A 12,856-nucleotide genomic window follows, 5' to 3' on the forward strand; every position below is an offset into this window, starting at 1 on the left:
CTCAGTCCCATTCCAGGCCGCCGCGCCGCCATACGTACGCGTACGCGACGAAGACGGTGAGCACGAAGAGCAGCATCTCCACGAGCCCGAAGATCCCCAGGGCGTCGAAGCTGACGGCCCAGGGGTAGAGGAAGACGATCTCGATATCGAAAATGATGAAGAGCATCGCCGTCAGGTAGTACTTGATCGGGAAGCGCCCGCCGCCGGCCGGCGTGGGGGTCGGCTCGATGCCGCACTCGTAGGCCTCGAGCTTGGCCCGGTTGTACCGCTTGGGCCCGATCAACGAGGCCATGACCACGGAAAAGATCGCAAAGCCTGCCCCGAGGGCTCCCAGTACGAGGATGGGCGCATAAGCGTTCACCGCTCCTCGCTCCTCTCAGTCGGCACTGACTGCTGGCGGTTGGCGTCGGGCTCGCTTGCGCCCCACCCGTCCCCTGAACCCCGCCCGCCCCGGCGAAGATCGGGAACATGTGAAGCAGGTCACAAGCCCAACCGCGTGCATCTTATGCCCGACGCTCTGTGATCTGCGACACGGGGTATTGCACAAGCTTTGTGATCTCCACCACCTGACGATCGATCATGAAGTCGGATGAGCGGTGATCTTCACACGCGAAGCGTCCGAGTGATCACCAGAGGTGACATTTTGGCTCGTCAGCGCAGGCCGGAGGGTGCGTCTCCATATCAAGAGGGTTCGCGTGCATGCAAATTGGCGATGGACTCGATCTCTTGATAGAGGCGCATTCACACGTGAGAGGGGCCCGCGGAACGGGGTGTGGACGCGTGCTTTCGTTCACGATCTCCGCCGGGTCGTGATCCGGCCGTGATCTCCGCACCCGGACGCGCCCGCCGGGGCGGCCGTTCCGTGATCCCCGTCACATGGATGAGAGATCCATGAATGCGGGGCTTGGCCAATCGAGTCAACCGGTGGTAGGCGCGGGGCAATTCGGGCGTATTGATCAAACACCGTGATCACAGCCGGGTCACGGGGTGCCCGCAATGTCCGTTAGGGCGTCAATGCAGGGTCCCGTTCGGGGTTTTTGGGGGCCTGATTGAACAACTGTGGCGCAGCACACGTTTCTTGAAGATATGAAGGAGCCCCTGGTACCGGTTGTTCCCATGTCCCACACCGCTCACATACGCAGCCACCGGAAGCCCCGCCGCAGCGCGACCTCTTCGATCGCCGTGCGTGCCGGAGTTGCCGGTGGCGTCCTCAGCCTGGCAGCCGCGGGTGCGTCGGCCTCGGCGAGCGCCGCCGAGCCGGTGACGCAGACCATCGAACTGCCCACCCTGACGGCCGACATGTCCGCTCAGGTCGCCCAGTCCGCCGCCGCCACCCAGCAGGCGGCCGCGAACTACGAACTGCGCGCCGAGCGTGACGCCGCCGCCGCCAAGGCCGCGGCCGAGGCGAAGAAGGACCTCGCCGCGGCGAAGAAGGCCGAGGCCAAGAAGAAGGCCGCCGAGGCCGCCCGCAAGGCCGCGGCCGAGCGTGCCGACCGCAGCACCGAGCGCGCCACCCTCTCGGCGTCCGCCTCCACCTCCGCGTCCGCCTCCACCTCGGTCTCGGCGCCCGCCAGCGGCAGCGTCGCCACCGTCATCGCCTTCCTCAAGGCCCAGGTGGGCGACGCCTACGTCATGGGCGCCACGGGCCCCAACGCCTGGGACTGCTCCTCCCTGGTGCAGGCCGCGTACAAGCAGGTTGGTGTGGACCTGCCGCGCGTCTCCCAGGACCAGTCGATGGCCGGCACGGACGTCCCGCTGTCCAGCGTCCAGGTGGGCGACATCCTGTACTGGGGCGGCAAGGGCTCCGCGTACCACGTGGGTGTCTACATCGGGAACGGCCAGTACCTGGACGCGGCCAACCCGTCCAAGGGCGTCGTCATCCAGGACCTGTCGGGCTACCCGGCGTCGGGCGCCGTGCGCGTCCTCTGACCCCGCGCCCCCGCACGCATCACCGGCCGGAGGGCCGCCGCCGCACAGCCGGCGGCGGCCCTCCGGCTGTGCGCATGCCTCCCCCCGCCGCCCTGACGGCCCTCTCGCGGCCCGGGGCGGCCCCGGGGTGCCCGCGGGCGCCCCTCGGGTCTCACGGCGCACCCACGGCCCCCTGAGGCCCTCCGCCGCCCCGCGCACCGCCCGACGGCGGGAGCACCGCCCGCCCCGGCGGGGCGCTTGGCCCGAATTCTCCCCCTACGGCACGTCTGTGACGGCACGTCGGCGGCCCCTGCGGACGGCCTCGCGGACGACCCTCGCAGACGGCCCACGCAGACGGCCCACGCGGACGGCCCATGCAGACGGCCCGCCCGGAGCCGCCGTGGGACGGCGGCGCCGGACGGGCCGGGGAGTCCTGCGGGGTCAGGCCTTCGGGGCCACCTTGCTCAGCCCGTTGATGATGCGGTCCATCGCGTCGCCGCCCGTCGGGTCGGTGAGGTTCGCCAGGAGCTTCAGCGTGAACTTCATCAGCAGCGGGTGCGTGAGCCCGCGCTGCGTCGCGATCTGCATGACCTTCGGGTTGCCGATCAGCTTCACGAAGGCGCGGCCGAGCGTGTAGTAGCCGCCGTAGGTGTCCTTGAGGACACGCGGGTAGCGCTGGAGGGCCATCTCGCGGCCGGCCGGCGTCGGGCGGGCGTGGGCCTGCACGATGACGTCGGCTGCGAGCTGCCCGGACTCCATCGCGTAGGCGATGCCCTCGCCGTTGAAGGGGTTGACCAGTCCGCCGGCGTCGCCGACGAGCAGCAGGCCCTTGGTGTAGTGCGGCTGGCGGTTGAAGGCCATGGGCAGGGCGGCACCGCGGATGGGCCCGGTCATGTTGTCGGGGGTGTAGCCCCAGTCCTCCGGCATGGACGCGCACCAGGCCTTGAGGACCTCGCGCCAGTCCAGCTCCTTGAAGGAGTCGGAGGTGTTGAGCACGCCGAGGCCCACGTTCGAGGTGCCGTCGCCCATGCCGAAGATCCAGCCGTAGCCGGGAAGCAGGCGGTCCTCGGGGCCGCGGCGGTCCCACAGCTCCAGCCAGGACTCCAGGTAGTCGTCCTCGTGGCGCGGGCTGGTGAAGTACGTGCGCACCGCCACGCCCATCGGGCGGTCCTCGCGGCGGTGCAGGCCCATGGCGAGGGACAGCCGGGTGGAGTTGCCGTCGGCGGCGACGACCAGCGGCGCACGGAAGGTGACCTCGCGCTTGTCCTCGCCGAGCTTGGCGTGCACACCCGTGATGCGGCCCGTGCGCTCGTCGACGATCGGGGCGCCCACGTTGCACCGCTCGAACAGCCGGGCGCCGGCCTTCTGCGCCTGCCGGGCGAGCTGCTCGTCGAAGTCGTCGCGCTTGCGCACCAGGCCGTAGTCGGGGAAGGAGGCGAGATCCGGCCAGTCGAGCTGGAGCCGCACCCCGCCGCCGATGATGCGCAGGCCCTTGTTGCGCAGCCAGCCGGCTTCCTCGGAGATGTCGATGCCCATGGCCACCAGCTGCTTGACGGCACGCGGCGTGAGCCCGTCGCCGCAGACCTTCTCGCGCGGGAACTCCGTCTTCTCCAGGAGCAGTACGTCGAGTCCGGCCTTGGCGAGGTGGTACGCGGTGGTGGAGCCGGCTGGCCCCGCGCCGACGACGATGACATCGGCGGTGTTTTCGGAGAGGGGCTCGGTCACGGCGGGATCTCCCCAAGGTTCGAAATCTGCGTGCCGACCGGCACTGGACACGGGCAGTCTATTCAGCAGGATCGATCACCCGGCTGAAGGGCTGCCCTGTGAACCGAGCTCTCCCCGCAGTACGGCTGCGCGTGCCCACCGACGAGGACGCCGTCGCCTGGCACCGGATCTTCGCCGACCCCGAGGTCATGGAGTTCCACGGCGGCAGGCCCGCCGAGCTGTCCCTCTACGAGGAGCTCACCGCCCGGCAGCGGCGGCACGACGCCGAACGGGGCTTCTGCCTGTGGTCGGTGCTCGACGAGGAGGGCCGGGTGCTCGGCTTCACCGGAGCCCAGCCCTGGGAGCGGGACTGGGGTCCCACCGGGGAGATCGAGATCGGCTGGCGGCTGGGCCGGGAGCACTGGGGCCAGGGCTATGTCACCGCAGCCGCGCGGCAGACGCTGCGACGGGTGCGGGCGGCCGGTGTGCCGGACGTGGTGGCGATGGTCGACGCCGCCAACAGCCGCTCCATCGCGGTGACGCGGCGGCTCGGCATGCGCCTGGCCGAGACGTTCACCACGCCGGTGTCCGAGCGGTCCGGTCACTGCTACCGGCTCGCCCTCTGAGAGGGCGACCCACTCCTCACTCTGCGTGATCGACTGTCACAGAAAGACACCGGACGCTTCCGGCCGGTACGGCGGCGGAGTTACCCTTCCTGTACCGCTGGGGGTGACATCTGTGCACATGTCCCGCAATACACCCGAAGTCCGCGTGCCGCGTCTGGTCGGCCTGATGGGGGTGGACGCGCGTGAGGCGGCCCGGTCCCGGGGTCTGTCGCTCAACGCGCCGGACCGGCCCGATCCCGGTGGCGTCGTCGTCGACTACGTCGTCCGCCAGTATCCGCAGCCCGGCGCGGAGGTGCCGCGGGACTCGATGGTCTACGTGTGGTTCGACTTCGGCCCGGGCGAGGGCGGCGGCGGCGTGCACGAGCCGCGCGTCCCGCCTCCGCCGCGGGGCGGACTCCAGCGCGAACTGGACGAGCCGGGCGACCCGTTCGCCGTCCTCAGCCCCCGCTGAGGACAGCCCCCGCTGAGGACAGCCCCGTGCGCCGGGGTCAGTCCTTCTTGAAGCCCCGGTGCAGCGCCACGATCCCGCCGCTCAGGTTGCGCCAGGCCACCCGGGACCAGCCGGCCCTGCCCAGCCGCTCGGCGAGGGCGGGCTGGTCGGGCCAGGCGCGGATGGACTCGGCGAGGTAGACGTAGGCGTCGGGGTTGGAGGACACCGCCCGGGCGACGGGCGGCAGGGCGCGCATCAGGTACTCGGTGTAGACCGTGCGGAACGGCGCCCACGTCGGGTGCGAGAACTCGCAGATCACGATGCGCCCGCCGGGCCGGGTCACCCGGTGCATCTCCCGCAGCGCGGCGTCCGTGTCCTGCACGTTGCGCAGCCCGAAGGAGATCGTGACGGCGTCGAAGGTGTCGTCCTTGAAGGGCAGCCGGGTGGCGTCCCCGGCGGTGTAGGGCAGCCAGGGCTGACGCTGCTTGCCCACCTGGAGCATGCCCTGCGAGAAGTCGCACGGCACGACGTAGGCGCCGGTGCGGGCGAAGGGCAGCGAGGAGGTGCCCGTGCCGGCCGCCAGGTCGAGGACCTTCTGCGCGGGGCGGGCGTCGACCGCCTTGGCGACCTCCTTGCGCCACCGCCGGTCCTGGCCGAGGGACAGCACGTCGTTGGTCAGGTCGTACCGTTCCGCCACGTCGTCGAACATCGAGGCGACTTCGTGCGGCTGCTTGTCCAGGGATGCGCGGGTCACGGGCCCATTCTTGCAGCAGCCCCACCGGGCGGGAGCCGCGGCGTGCCCCCGGGCGTCCTCACCACCGTGGGGAGGACGCGGCCGGGATCCGTATCGGGCCGCCGACCGCGGGACAGGGTGGTCCGGGCGGGAGAGGGAGCGTGCGGCATGAGGGGTTTCCGCGATCCGGTGGCGGCGGGGCTGGGCTGTCTGCTCGCCCTGGCCGCCGCGGGGTGCTCAGGACCGGGCGGGGCGTCCGCGGCGGCGCCCGCGAGCGCCGCCCCCGGCACGTCGTACGCCCCGTACGTCAGCGCCGCCGACCCCGCCCCCACCGACACGGCCGGCTCCCCCGCGGCGTACAACCTGGCCTTCGTCACGGCCGACGGCGGCGACTGCACCCCGCGCTGGGACGGCTCGCACGCCGTCGGCGACGCGGCCGTCGGGGCCCGGATCGCCGCGCTCGGCAGGGACGGCCGGCAGGTCCGGGTCTCCTTCGGCGGCGCCTCCGGGACGGAACTCGGCGCCGCGTGCGGCAGCGCCCGGGAGCTGGCGGCGGCGTACGGGAGGGCCCTGGACGCGGCCGGTACCTCGCTGGCCGACTTCGACATCGAGGGCGACGCGCTGACCGACTCCGCGTCCGTGGAGCTGCGTTCGCGGGCGATCGCCCGGTTGCAGGACGAACGGCCCGGCCTGGAGGTGACGTTCACGCTCCCGGTGATGCCCTCGGGCCTGGACGAGCACGCGCTGGCCCTGCTCGGCTCCGCCAACGACCACGGGGTGCGGGTCCGCACCGTCAACCTGATGACGATGAACTACGCCCGTGAGTACCACGGCGACATGGGCGGGTACGCCCGCACGGCCGCGAGGGCCGCGCACGCGCAGCTGCGGAAGGTCTTCGGCACCTCGGAGGCGGCCGCCTGGCACGGCATGGCCCTCACCTCGATGATCGGCGTCAACGACGTCCCCGGCGAGACCTTCACGCTCGCCGACGCGGCCGAGGTCCGGGCCTTCGCCGAGGAGAAGGGGCTCGCCTGGGTGTCGGTGTGGGCCGCCTTCCGCGACCGGCGGTGCGGCGAGGAGCCGTCGGCCGCCGGCGCGCCGGCCACGTGCAGCGGAGTGGAGCAGGAGGACGGGGCGTTCGGGGCGGCGTTCGGCGCGTAGGCGCGCCGGGCGCTTCCCGCGGGACCGCGCGCTCAGCGCCCCCGGTACACCAGACGGCCGCCCACGACGGTGGCCACGCAGGTGGCCGCGCCGTCGCGCACGAGCGCGGCCCGGTCGGGTACGTCGAACACCGCGAACCGGGCGGGCCGGCCGGCGGCGAGCCCCGGGAGCAGCACCAGCGGCTTCGGCGAGAGGGACGCGGGCCCGGGCAGGGTGGCCGGGCGTCCCGCCAGGGCGAGCCCCGCGCCGCGCACCGCGTCCAGGGCCGCGCGGCTTCGCAGTTCACCGGCGACGGCGACCGTGCCGTGCGCCAGCATGCGCTGCACCCCGCGGCGCGCACTGGCGCCCCGCGCGGACGGGCCGGCGTCGAGGAGGGCCCGGGCGCGCTCCCCGAAGAGCGGTTCGGTGCCCAGCCGGTCCGCTTCGCGCGGGTCCGGGTGGTAGGCCTGCTCCAGCAGTTCCGGACCGTACGGGTTGAGCAGGCCGGGCGTCAGGATGCCGGGCCACCGGCGCACGCGCGCCCGCGGATGGCCGGCGACCAGCTCCTCGTACGGGCCGACGGCGGCGAGCTGGGCGCCCTCGACCAGGACGGCCGTGCCGGGCGAGGCCTCGCAGACGTGGAGGGTCAGCACGGTGGCGTCAGTGGGGAGCCAGCAGCTTCAGCTCGGGGTGAGCCGTGCCGCCCTCGATGGCCGTGGAGGAGATGTGCGAGACGACGCGGTCGTCGACGGGGTCGTTCGCCGGGTCGTCGTGGACGACCAGGTGCTCGTACGTCGTCGACCGCTGCGCGGGGACGCGGCCGGCCTTCCGGATGAGATCGATGATCTCCATCCGGTTGGAGCGGTGCTTGGCACCGGCGGAGGAGACGACGTTCTCCTCCAGCATGATCGAGCCCAGGTCGTCGGCGCCGTAGTGCAGGGAGAGCTGTCCGACCTCCTTGCCCGTGGTGAGCCAGGAGCCCTGGATGTGGGCGATGTTGTCCATGAACAGCCGGGCGATGGCGATCATCCGCAGGTACTCGAAGAGCGTCGCCTGCGTGCGGCCCTTCAGGTGGTTGTTCTCGGGCTGGTAGGTGTACGGGATGAACGCGCGGAAGCCGCCCGTGCGGTCCTGGACGTCCCGGATCATCCGCAGGTGCTCGATGCGCTCCGCGTTGGTCTCGCCGGTGCCCATGAGCATCGTGGAGGTGGACTCGACGCCCAGGTTGTGGGCGATCTCCATGATCTCCAGCCAGCGCTCGCCGGACTCCTTCAGCGGGGCGATGGCCTTGCGGGGCCGCTCGGGCAGCAGCTCGGCACCGGCGCCGGCGAAGGAGTCGAGGCCCGCGGCGTGGATGCGCTGGATGGCCTCCTCCACGCTCACCTTGGAGATCCGGGCCATGTGCTCGACCTCGGACGCGCCCAGCGAGTGGATCACCAGCTGCGGGAAGGCGTCCTTGATGGCCTTGAAGTGCTTCTCGTAGTACTCGACGCCGTAGTCCGGGTGGTGGCCGCCCTGGAACATGATCTGGGTGCCGCCCAGCTCGACCGTCTCGGCGCAGCGGCGCAGGATGTCGTCGAGGTCGCGCGTCCAGCCCTTGGCGGTGTCCTTGGGCGCGGCGTAGAAGGCGCAGAAGCGGCAGGCCGTCACGCAGACGTTCGTGTAGTTGATGTTGCGCTCGATGATGTACGTCGCGATGTGCTCGGTCCCGGCGTACCGGCGGCGGCGTACGGCGTCGGCGGCGGCGCCCAGGGCGTGCAGCGGGGCGTCCCGGTACAGCACGAGTGCCTCGTCCGGGGTGATCCGCCCACCGGCGGCTGCACGGTCGAGGATGGGCTGAAGGTCGGCCTTCTCGGTCACCGGGCGTCCCTTTCGTAAGGGTTGTGGACGGACCAGCCCAGCGTACGCCAGGGGATCAGGGCGCCGGACGCCAGGCCGTGGGGGCGGGGTACGGCGGCGGGACGGGCGGGGCGGGCGGCGAGGCGGGCGGCGGGGCGAGGCGCTGCGGCCGGTGGCGCCGGGCGAGCCGCAGGACGAGGGCGGCGTAGAGCAGGTCGGCCGCCACCGACACGAGGGTCAGCTGCCACGGCATGTCCGCCGCGGTCTCCTCCGACGACAGCCCGCCGACGACCGCGGCGGAGGCGCCGAAGGCGAGCAGGTTGTTCAGCACGTGCAGCGCGATCGCGGCCTCCAGTCCGCCTGTGCGGAGGGTCAGCCACCCGGCCACCAGACCGTTGACCAGCAGACCGGTGAAGCCCCACGGGGTGCCCCAGCCGTGGGCGGCGGCGAACAGCACGGCCTGCGGAAGCACCGCGATCCACGGTGACCGGGCGAAGGCCCCGACCGCCTGGGTGAGCCAGCCCCGGAAGACGTACTCCTCGGCGGCGGCCTGGAGCGGCACGAGGAGGACCAGGACGGTCGAGGAGAGCAGGAAGGAGCGCCACCCCACCCAGGCGTCGGACCTCTCGGCCCCGGGCAGCAGGAAGGCGGCCGCCGTCAGCAGCCCCACGGGGAGCAGGGCGACGGGCAGGCACCGGCCCAGCCAGCCGACGCGCAGCCGCCCGGTGACCGACGACACGGTCCCGGCGGGCCGCCGGCCGGGCCACAGCACGACCAGCAGCACGAGGGGCAGGGCGACGGCGAGGGACACGAGCTCCACCGCGGTGTCCCCGAGGGGCCCGAGGTCCGGGCCGCCGTCGGCCGCCTCGGGCAGCCCGGCCGCCAGGCCGAGCGCGTAGGAGCCGACGAACACCACGAGCACGGCGAGGACGTACCCGACGAGGAAGAGCAGCGCACCGGTCGGGGGCCGCCACCAGCGGTGGCGGCCGGTGGCGTGGTCCAGGCGGTGGTAGGGCAGACCGGGTGTCGGGGTCGTCATGATCGCCATTCTGGCGACGGGGCGGCTCCGGGACGTCCGCCCGGAGCAGGAGGCCGGATTCATGCCCAGGGGTGATCTGCCGCTGCCCGCACGGGTGTTGCGGCTGTCCGGCGCCCGGGGCTCACGCCGTGTACGCGCCCACGAGGAGGCCGAGGAGGGCGCCGGTGATCAGGAACGGGCCGAAGGGGATGGCCGTCTTGCGGTCGGCACGGCGCAGGAGCACGAGGGCGCCGCCGTACAGGGCGCCCAGGGCGAACCCGGCGAGGGTGCCGAGCATCAGAGTCGGCCAGCCGTACCAGCCGAGGACGGCACCGGCGCCCAGGGCGAGTTTGACGTCGCCGAAGCCCATGCCCGCGGGGTTGATCAGGAAGAGGACGAAGTAGCCGCCGCCCAGGGCGAGCGCGCCGAGCAGCGCGGTGGTCCACTCCCCCGCGTGCTCGGGCACCAGGGCGGTGACGCCCAGCAGGACCAGGGCCGCGGCGGCGAGCGGCAGGGTGAGGGGGTCGGGCAGCCGCCGCACGCGGAGGTCGACGACCGTGAGCAGGACGCCGACGGGCGCGAGCAGCAGCCAGACGCCCAGCTCGGGCCGGGTACCGGTGGCGGCGGCGAGCAGGGCGCAGACGAGAGCGGTGGAGATCGCCAGGGGTGCCGCGGGCGGGCCGTCCCCGGCACCGGCGCAGTCCCGGCAGGCGGCCGGACCCCACCAGCCCCGCAGGACGTGCCCCTGCGCGCACCGCTCCCGCCACGGTTCGCCGGACGGCACGGAGAACCGGTGGGCCGCACGCGGCAGCAGCATGCCCGACGCCGCGCCCCACAGCAGGGCGGCCAGGACGAGGAGAGGGGTGCTCATCCGGCCGCCGCCCCGACGGCGGACGGGTCGGAGAGGACGGAGCGGACGGAGCGGACGGAGCGGACGGAAGCGAAGGTGCGCGGTCGCGGCATGGCACGTCCCCCCGGCGTCGTGTCGGCCCTGCGGTGACGCCTGCGGTGCCCTCGGCGTCGACTCGGCCAAACCCTATGCGCTCGGCCTCTCCTTGCCCATGCCGAACTCCGGTTTCCAGCACCCCACTCGGCACGCGCCCCGGTGGGGCCGCCCCGGATGCGGGAAGGCCCCGGATCCGTGATCCGGGGCCCTCGCGTCCGTCTCGTCAGGAGGCGACGGCGACGTGGAGGTGCAGGTCCGCCGCGATGCCCTGCGGCGAGACGGCGAGGCCGAGGCCGCCGCCCACACCGGCGGTGAGACCGGCGGCCGTGGTCTCCAGGTGGAGACCGGCCGCGGCGCCCGCCTGTCCACCGGCGACGGCGTCCAGCTCGGCGTCGGACATCGGGGCGGTCTCGATCTGCGGGGTGAAGGCCATGAGGGGCGGGTCCCTTCGGTTGCATGAGGTACGGGTGCTGGAGCGCGACCGATCAAAACACGCGGGGTGGAAGGCGGCCAGCCGTCCGCTGCGCAGGTGGGGCGGGCGCCGGTGACGGCGTCCACGTCTGTGGCCGTTCGGTCACCGGCCGCCCCACACCCTTCACACCTCGGTGACCCGGCGCTCGCGGAACACACCGGAAGCGCGGCCCCACCGACCCCGCCCCCGCCCCCGCCGGGTGTTCCTGCGGCCTCCCGGTGAACGGTGTGCAGATCCCCCGGATGTTCCGGGTGCACCACCGCGGTACGCCGGTCCGCGTCCTACCGCACCTTCGACAGCCGCGCCTCCGGGCGGCCCGCGGCCTCGCTCTCCGAGCGGTAGCGCAGGTCGTCGCCCACGGGCGTCAGCCGGACCGTCGTGGGGGCCGGATCGCAGCCGGCGTGATTGGTCTTCTCTCCGGCCGACGCGGCCACCAGCTCCTTGCCCGTCACCTTCTTCAGGGTCAGTACGTCGACACAGACACCGCCGAGCGCGTCCGTCTGCCGCACCTTCCCCAACTGCCCTCCCACCGCCGCCTGCTCGACGGTGACGCGGAACGTCCCGACGGGCAGGCCGCCGTTCAGGGCCGTGCCCCGACCCTCCCAGGTGCCGAGGTAGGCGGCGGGCACCGCGCCGGACGGGGCGGGGGCCGCGGTCGCCGCGGGCGGGGAGCCGGGGCCCGCGCCGGAGTCGCCCGAGTCGTCGTCGGAGCCGCGGCCCGGCAGCAGGTCGAGGACGAGCACCGAGCCGATCGTCACGGCCGCCATCGCGCCCGCGACCGCCAGTGCGACCGTGCAGCTCAGCTTCCGCACGCGCCCGCCGCCCTCCTGCCCGGACGCGGCGGCGACGGACACGGACACCTTGCCCCTGCCCTTGCCGGGCCGTCGGCCGCCGGAGGTCCCGGAGCCTTCCTGGTCCCGCCCGCCGTCCCCGTCCCGCGGGCCGGGCACATCCGCGGGAGCGGGCGGGGCGGTCCCCGGGGTGGGCGGCGCCGGCATGACCGGCGGGGGGCCGAACACGCCCGTGCCCGGCGGACTCACGGAAGGGTTGCTGAATCCGAGCGGTCCCGACGGGGTCTCCGTCGCGGCGGCCTCCAGGTTCAGCAGCCGCACGGCGCTGCGGCTGACCTGCTCCACCAGGGGGCCGGGCAGCCACCCGCCCGCCACCAGCCGGGCCGCGCCCCCGGGGGCCAGCCGGCGGGCCAGATCCGCCGGGGAGGGGCGCTCACCCGGGTCCTTCGCCAGGCAGGCGGCCGTCAGGGTCCGCAACTCACCGTCGAGCAGACCGAGTTCCGGCTCCTCGTGGACCACCTTGTAGAGCAGGGCGGCCGAGGAGTCACCGGGGAAGGGCGGTTCGCCGGTGGCCGCGAACGCGAGGACCGCGCCGAGCGAGAAGACGTCCGCCGCCGCGGTGACGCCCCTGCCCAGGATCTGCTCGGGCGACATGTAGCCGGGCGAGCCGATGGAGACGCCCGTGGAGGTCAGGGAGGCCGTGCCGTCCGTGGCGCGGGCGATGCCGAAGTCGATCAGCAGCGGGCCGTCGAGGGTCAGCAGGACGTTCGACGGCTTGACGTCGCGGTGCACCAGACCCAGGTCGTGCACGGCGGACAGCGCCTCGGCCAGCCCGGCGCCCAGGGCGCGGACCGTGTGGGCCGGCAGGGGACCGCCGTCGGCGACCGCGGCGGACAGCGCGGGGCCCGCCGCGTACGCCGTCGCCACCCACGGCACCCGCGCGTCCGGGTCCGCGTCCAGGACGGGCGCGGTCCAGGCACCACCCACCCGGCGCGCGGCGTCCACCTCGCGCCGGAAGCGTGCGCGGAACTCCTCGTCCAGCGCGAAGTGCGGGTGGACGATCTTCACGGCGACCGTGCGGCCCCCGGCGCTGCGGCCGAGGTAGACCCGGCCCATGCCGCCGGAGCCCAGCCGGCCGAGCAGCCGGTAGGGCCCGACCACCGTGGGTTCGTCGACGTCGAGCGGCCGCATGCCGTCACCCCTCCCCCGTGGGCGGCCGGGGCGCACCCGTGGGCCCCGGCCGCCGCGC

13 protein-coding genes are annotated in these 12,856 nt (G+C 73.6%); 4 read left to right on the forward strand and 9 right to left on the reverse strand.

Annotated elements, in window-relative coordinates:
* Position 1: 1 nt before the first annotated feature.
* Positions 2-361, reverse strand: coding sequence for an NADH-quinone oxidoreductase subunit A (locus ACH4C6_RS31720; protein WP_398112100.1), 360 nt, complete (start codon positions 359-361; stop codon positions 2-4).
* A 725-nt stretch (positions 362-1,086) separates the two neighbouring features.
* Between ACH4C6_RS31720 and ACH4C6_RS31725 the strand changes: the two genes are divergently transcribed.
* The gene (locus ACH4C6_RS31725; RefSeq protein WP_398112101.1) at positions 1,087-1,929 is read left to right on the forward strand and encodes a C40 family peptidase; all 843 of its coding nucleotides are present in this window, start codon (positions 1,087-1,089) and stop codon (positions 1,927-1,929) included.
* 420 nt (positions 1,930-2,349) lie between these two features.
* On the opposite strand, the gene ACH4C6_RS31730 is transcribed toward ACH4C6_RS31725, so the two are convergent.
* Positions 2,350-3,633, reverse strand: a complete 1,284-nt coding sequence (locus tag ACH4C6_RS31730) for a geranylgeranyl reductase family protein (protein ID WP_398112102.1) — start codon at positions 3,631-3,633, stop codon at positions 2,350-2,352.
* Positions 3,634-3,731: 98 nt separating this feature from the next.
* Here ACH4C6_RS31730 and ACH4C6_RS31735 point away from each other — a divergent pair, with 98 nt between their 5' ends.
* Both ACH4C6_RS31735 and ACH4C6_RS31740 read left to right on the forward strand, forming a co-directional pair.
* Positions 3,732-4,238, forward strand: coding sequence for a GNAT family N-acetyltransferase (locus tag ACH4C6_RS31735; RefSeq protein ID WP_398112103.1), 507 nt, complete (start codon positions 3,732-3,734; stop codon positions 4,236-4,238).
* A gap of 118 nt (positions 4,239-4,356) precedes the next feature.
* Positions 4,357-4,689, forward strand: coding sequence for a PASTA domain-containing protein (locus ACH4C6_RS31740; RefSeq protein WP_398112104.1), 333 nt, complete (start codon positions 4,357-4,359; stop codon positions 4,687-4,689).
* 37 nt (positions 4,690-4,726) lie between these two features.
* On the opposite strand, the gene ACH4C6_RS31745 is transcribed toward ACH4C6_RS31740, so the two are convergent.
* Complete coding sequence (locus tag ACH4C6_RS31745) at positions 4,727-5,422, reverse strand: demethylmenaquinone methyltransferase (protein WP_398112105.1); 696 nt, start codon at positions 5,420-5,422, stop codon at positions 4,727-4,729.
* 147 nt (positions 5,423-5,569) lie between these two features.
* Between ACH4C6_RS31745 and ACH4C6_RS31750 the strand changes: the two genes are divergently transcribed.
* Positions 5,570-6,562 carry a chitinase gene (locus ACH4C6_RS31750; RefSeq protein WP_398112106.1) on the forward strand — a complete coding sequence of 331 codons (993 nt, stop codon included), beginning with the start codon at positions 5,570-5,572 and terminating at the stop codon, positions 6,560-6,562.
* A gap of 32 nt (positions 6,563-6,594) precedes the next feature.
* Here ACH4C6_RS31750 and ACH4C6_RS31755 read toward each other — a convergent pair whose 3' ends face one another.
* The 6 genes from ACH4C6_RS31755 to ACH4C6_RS31780 all read right to left on the reverse strand — a co-directional run bounded on the left by ACH4C6_RS31755 (position 6,595) and on the right by ACH4C6_RS31780 (position 12,798).
* Positions 6,595-7,194: a hypothetical protein gene (locus ACH4C6_RS31755; protein ID WP_398112107.1), complete on the reverse strand. Its 600-nt coding sequence runs from the start codon at positions 7,192-7,194 to the stop codon at positions 6,595-6,597.
* Positions 7,195-7,201: 7 nt separating this feature from the next.
* Positions 7,202-8,401 carry a cyclic dehypoxanthinyl futalosine synthase gene (mqnC, locus tag ACH4C6_RS31760; protein ID WP_398112108.1) on the reverse strand — a complete coding sequence of 400 codons (1,200 nt, stop codon included), beginning with the start codon at positions 8,399-8,401 and terminating at the stop codon, positions 7,202-7,204.
* A gap of 55 nt (positions 8,402-8,456) precedes the next feature.
* Complete coding sequence (locus tag ACH4C6_RS31765) at positions 8,457-9,419, reverse strand: lysostaphin resistance A-like protein (RefSeq protein WP_398112109.1); 963 nt, start codon at positions 9,417-9,419, stop codon at positions 8,457-8,459.
* Between the two features lie 121 nt (positions 9,420-9,540).
* Positions 9,541-10,269: a prepilin peptidase gene (locus ACH4C6_RS31770; RefSeq protein ID WP_398112110.1), complete on the reverse strand. Its 729-nt coding sequence runs from the start codon at positions 10,267-10,269 to the stop codon at positions 9,541-9,543.
* Between the two features lie 298 nt (positions 10,270-10,567).
* Positions 10,568-10,777, reverse strand: a complete 210-nt coding sequence (locus ACH4C6_RS31775; protein ID WP_398112111.1) for a hypothetical protein — start codon at positions 10,775-10,777, stop codon at positions 10,568-10,570.
* 320 nt (positions 10,778-11,097) lie between these two features.
* Positions 11,098-12,798 (reverse strand): serine/threonine-protein kinase, encoded by a 1,701-nt coding sequence (locus ACH4C6_RS31780; protein ID WP_398112112.1) that lies wholly within the window; start codon positions 12,796-12,798, stop codon positions 11,098-11,100.
* Positions 12,799-12,856: the final 58 nt, after the last annotated feature.

Source organism: Streptomyces sp. NPDC017943 (assembly GCF_044328425.1).
GTDB classification, from domain to species: Bacteria; Actinomycetota; Actinomycetes; order Streptomycetales; family Streptomycetaceae; genus Streptomyces; species Streptomyces djakartensis_A.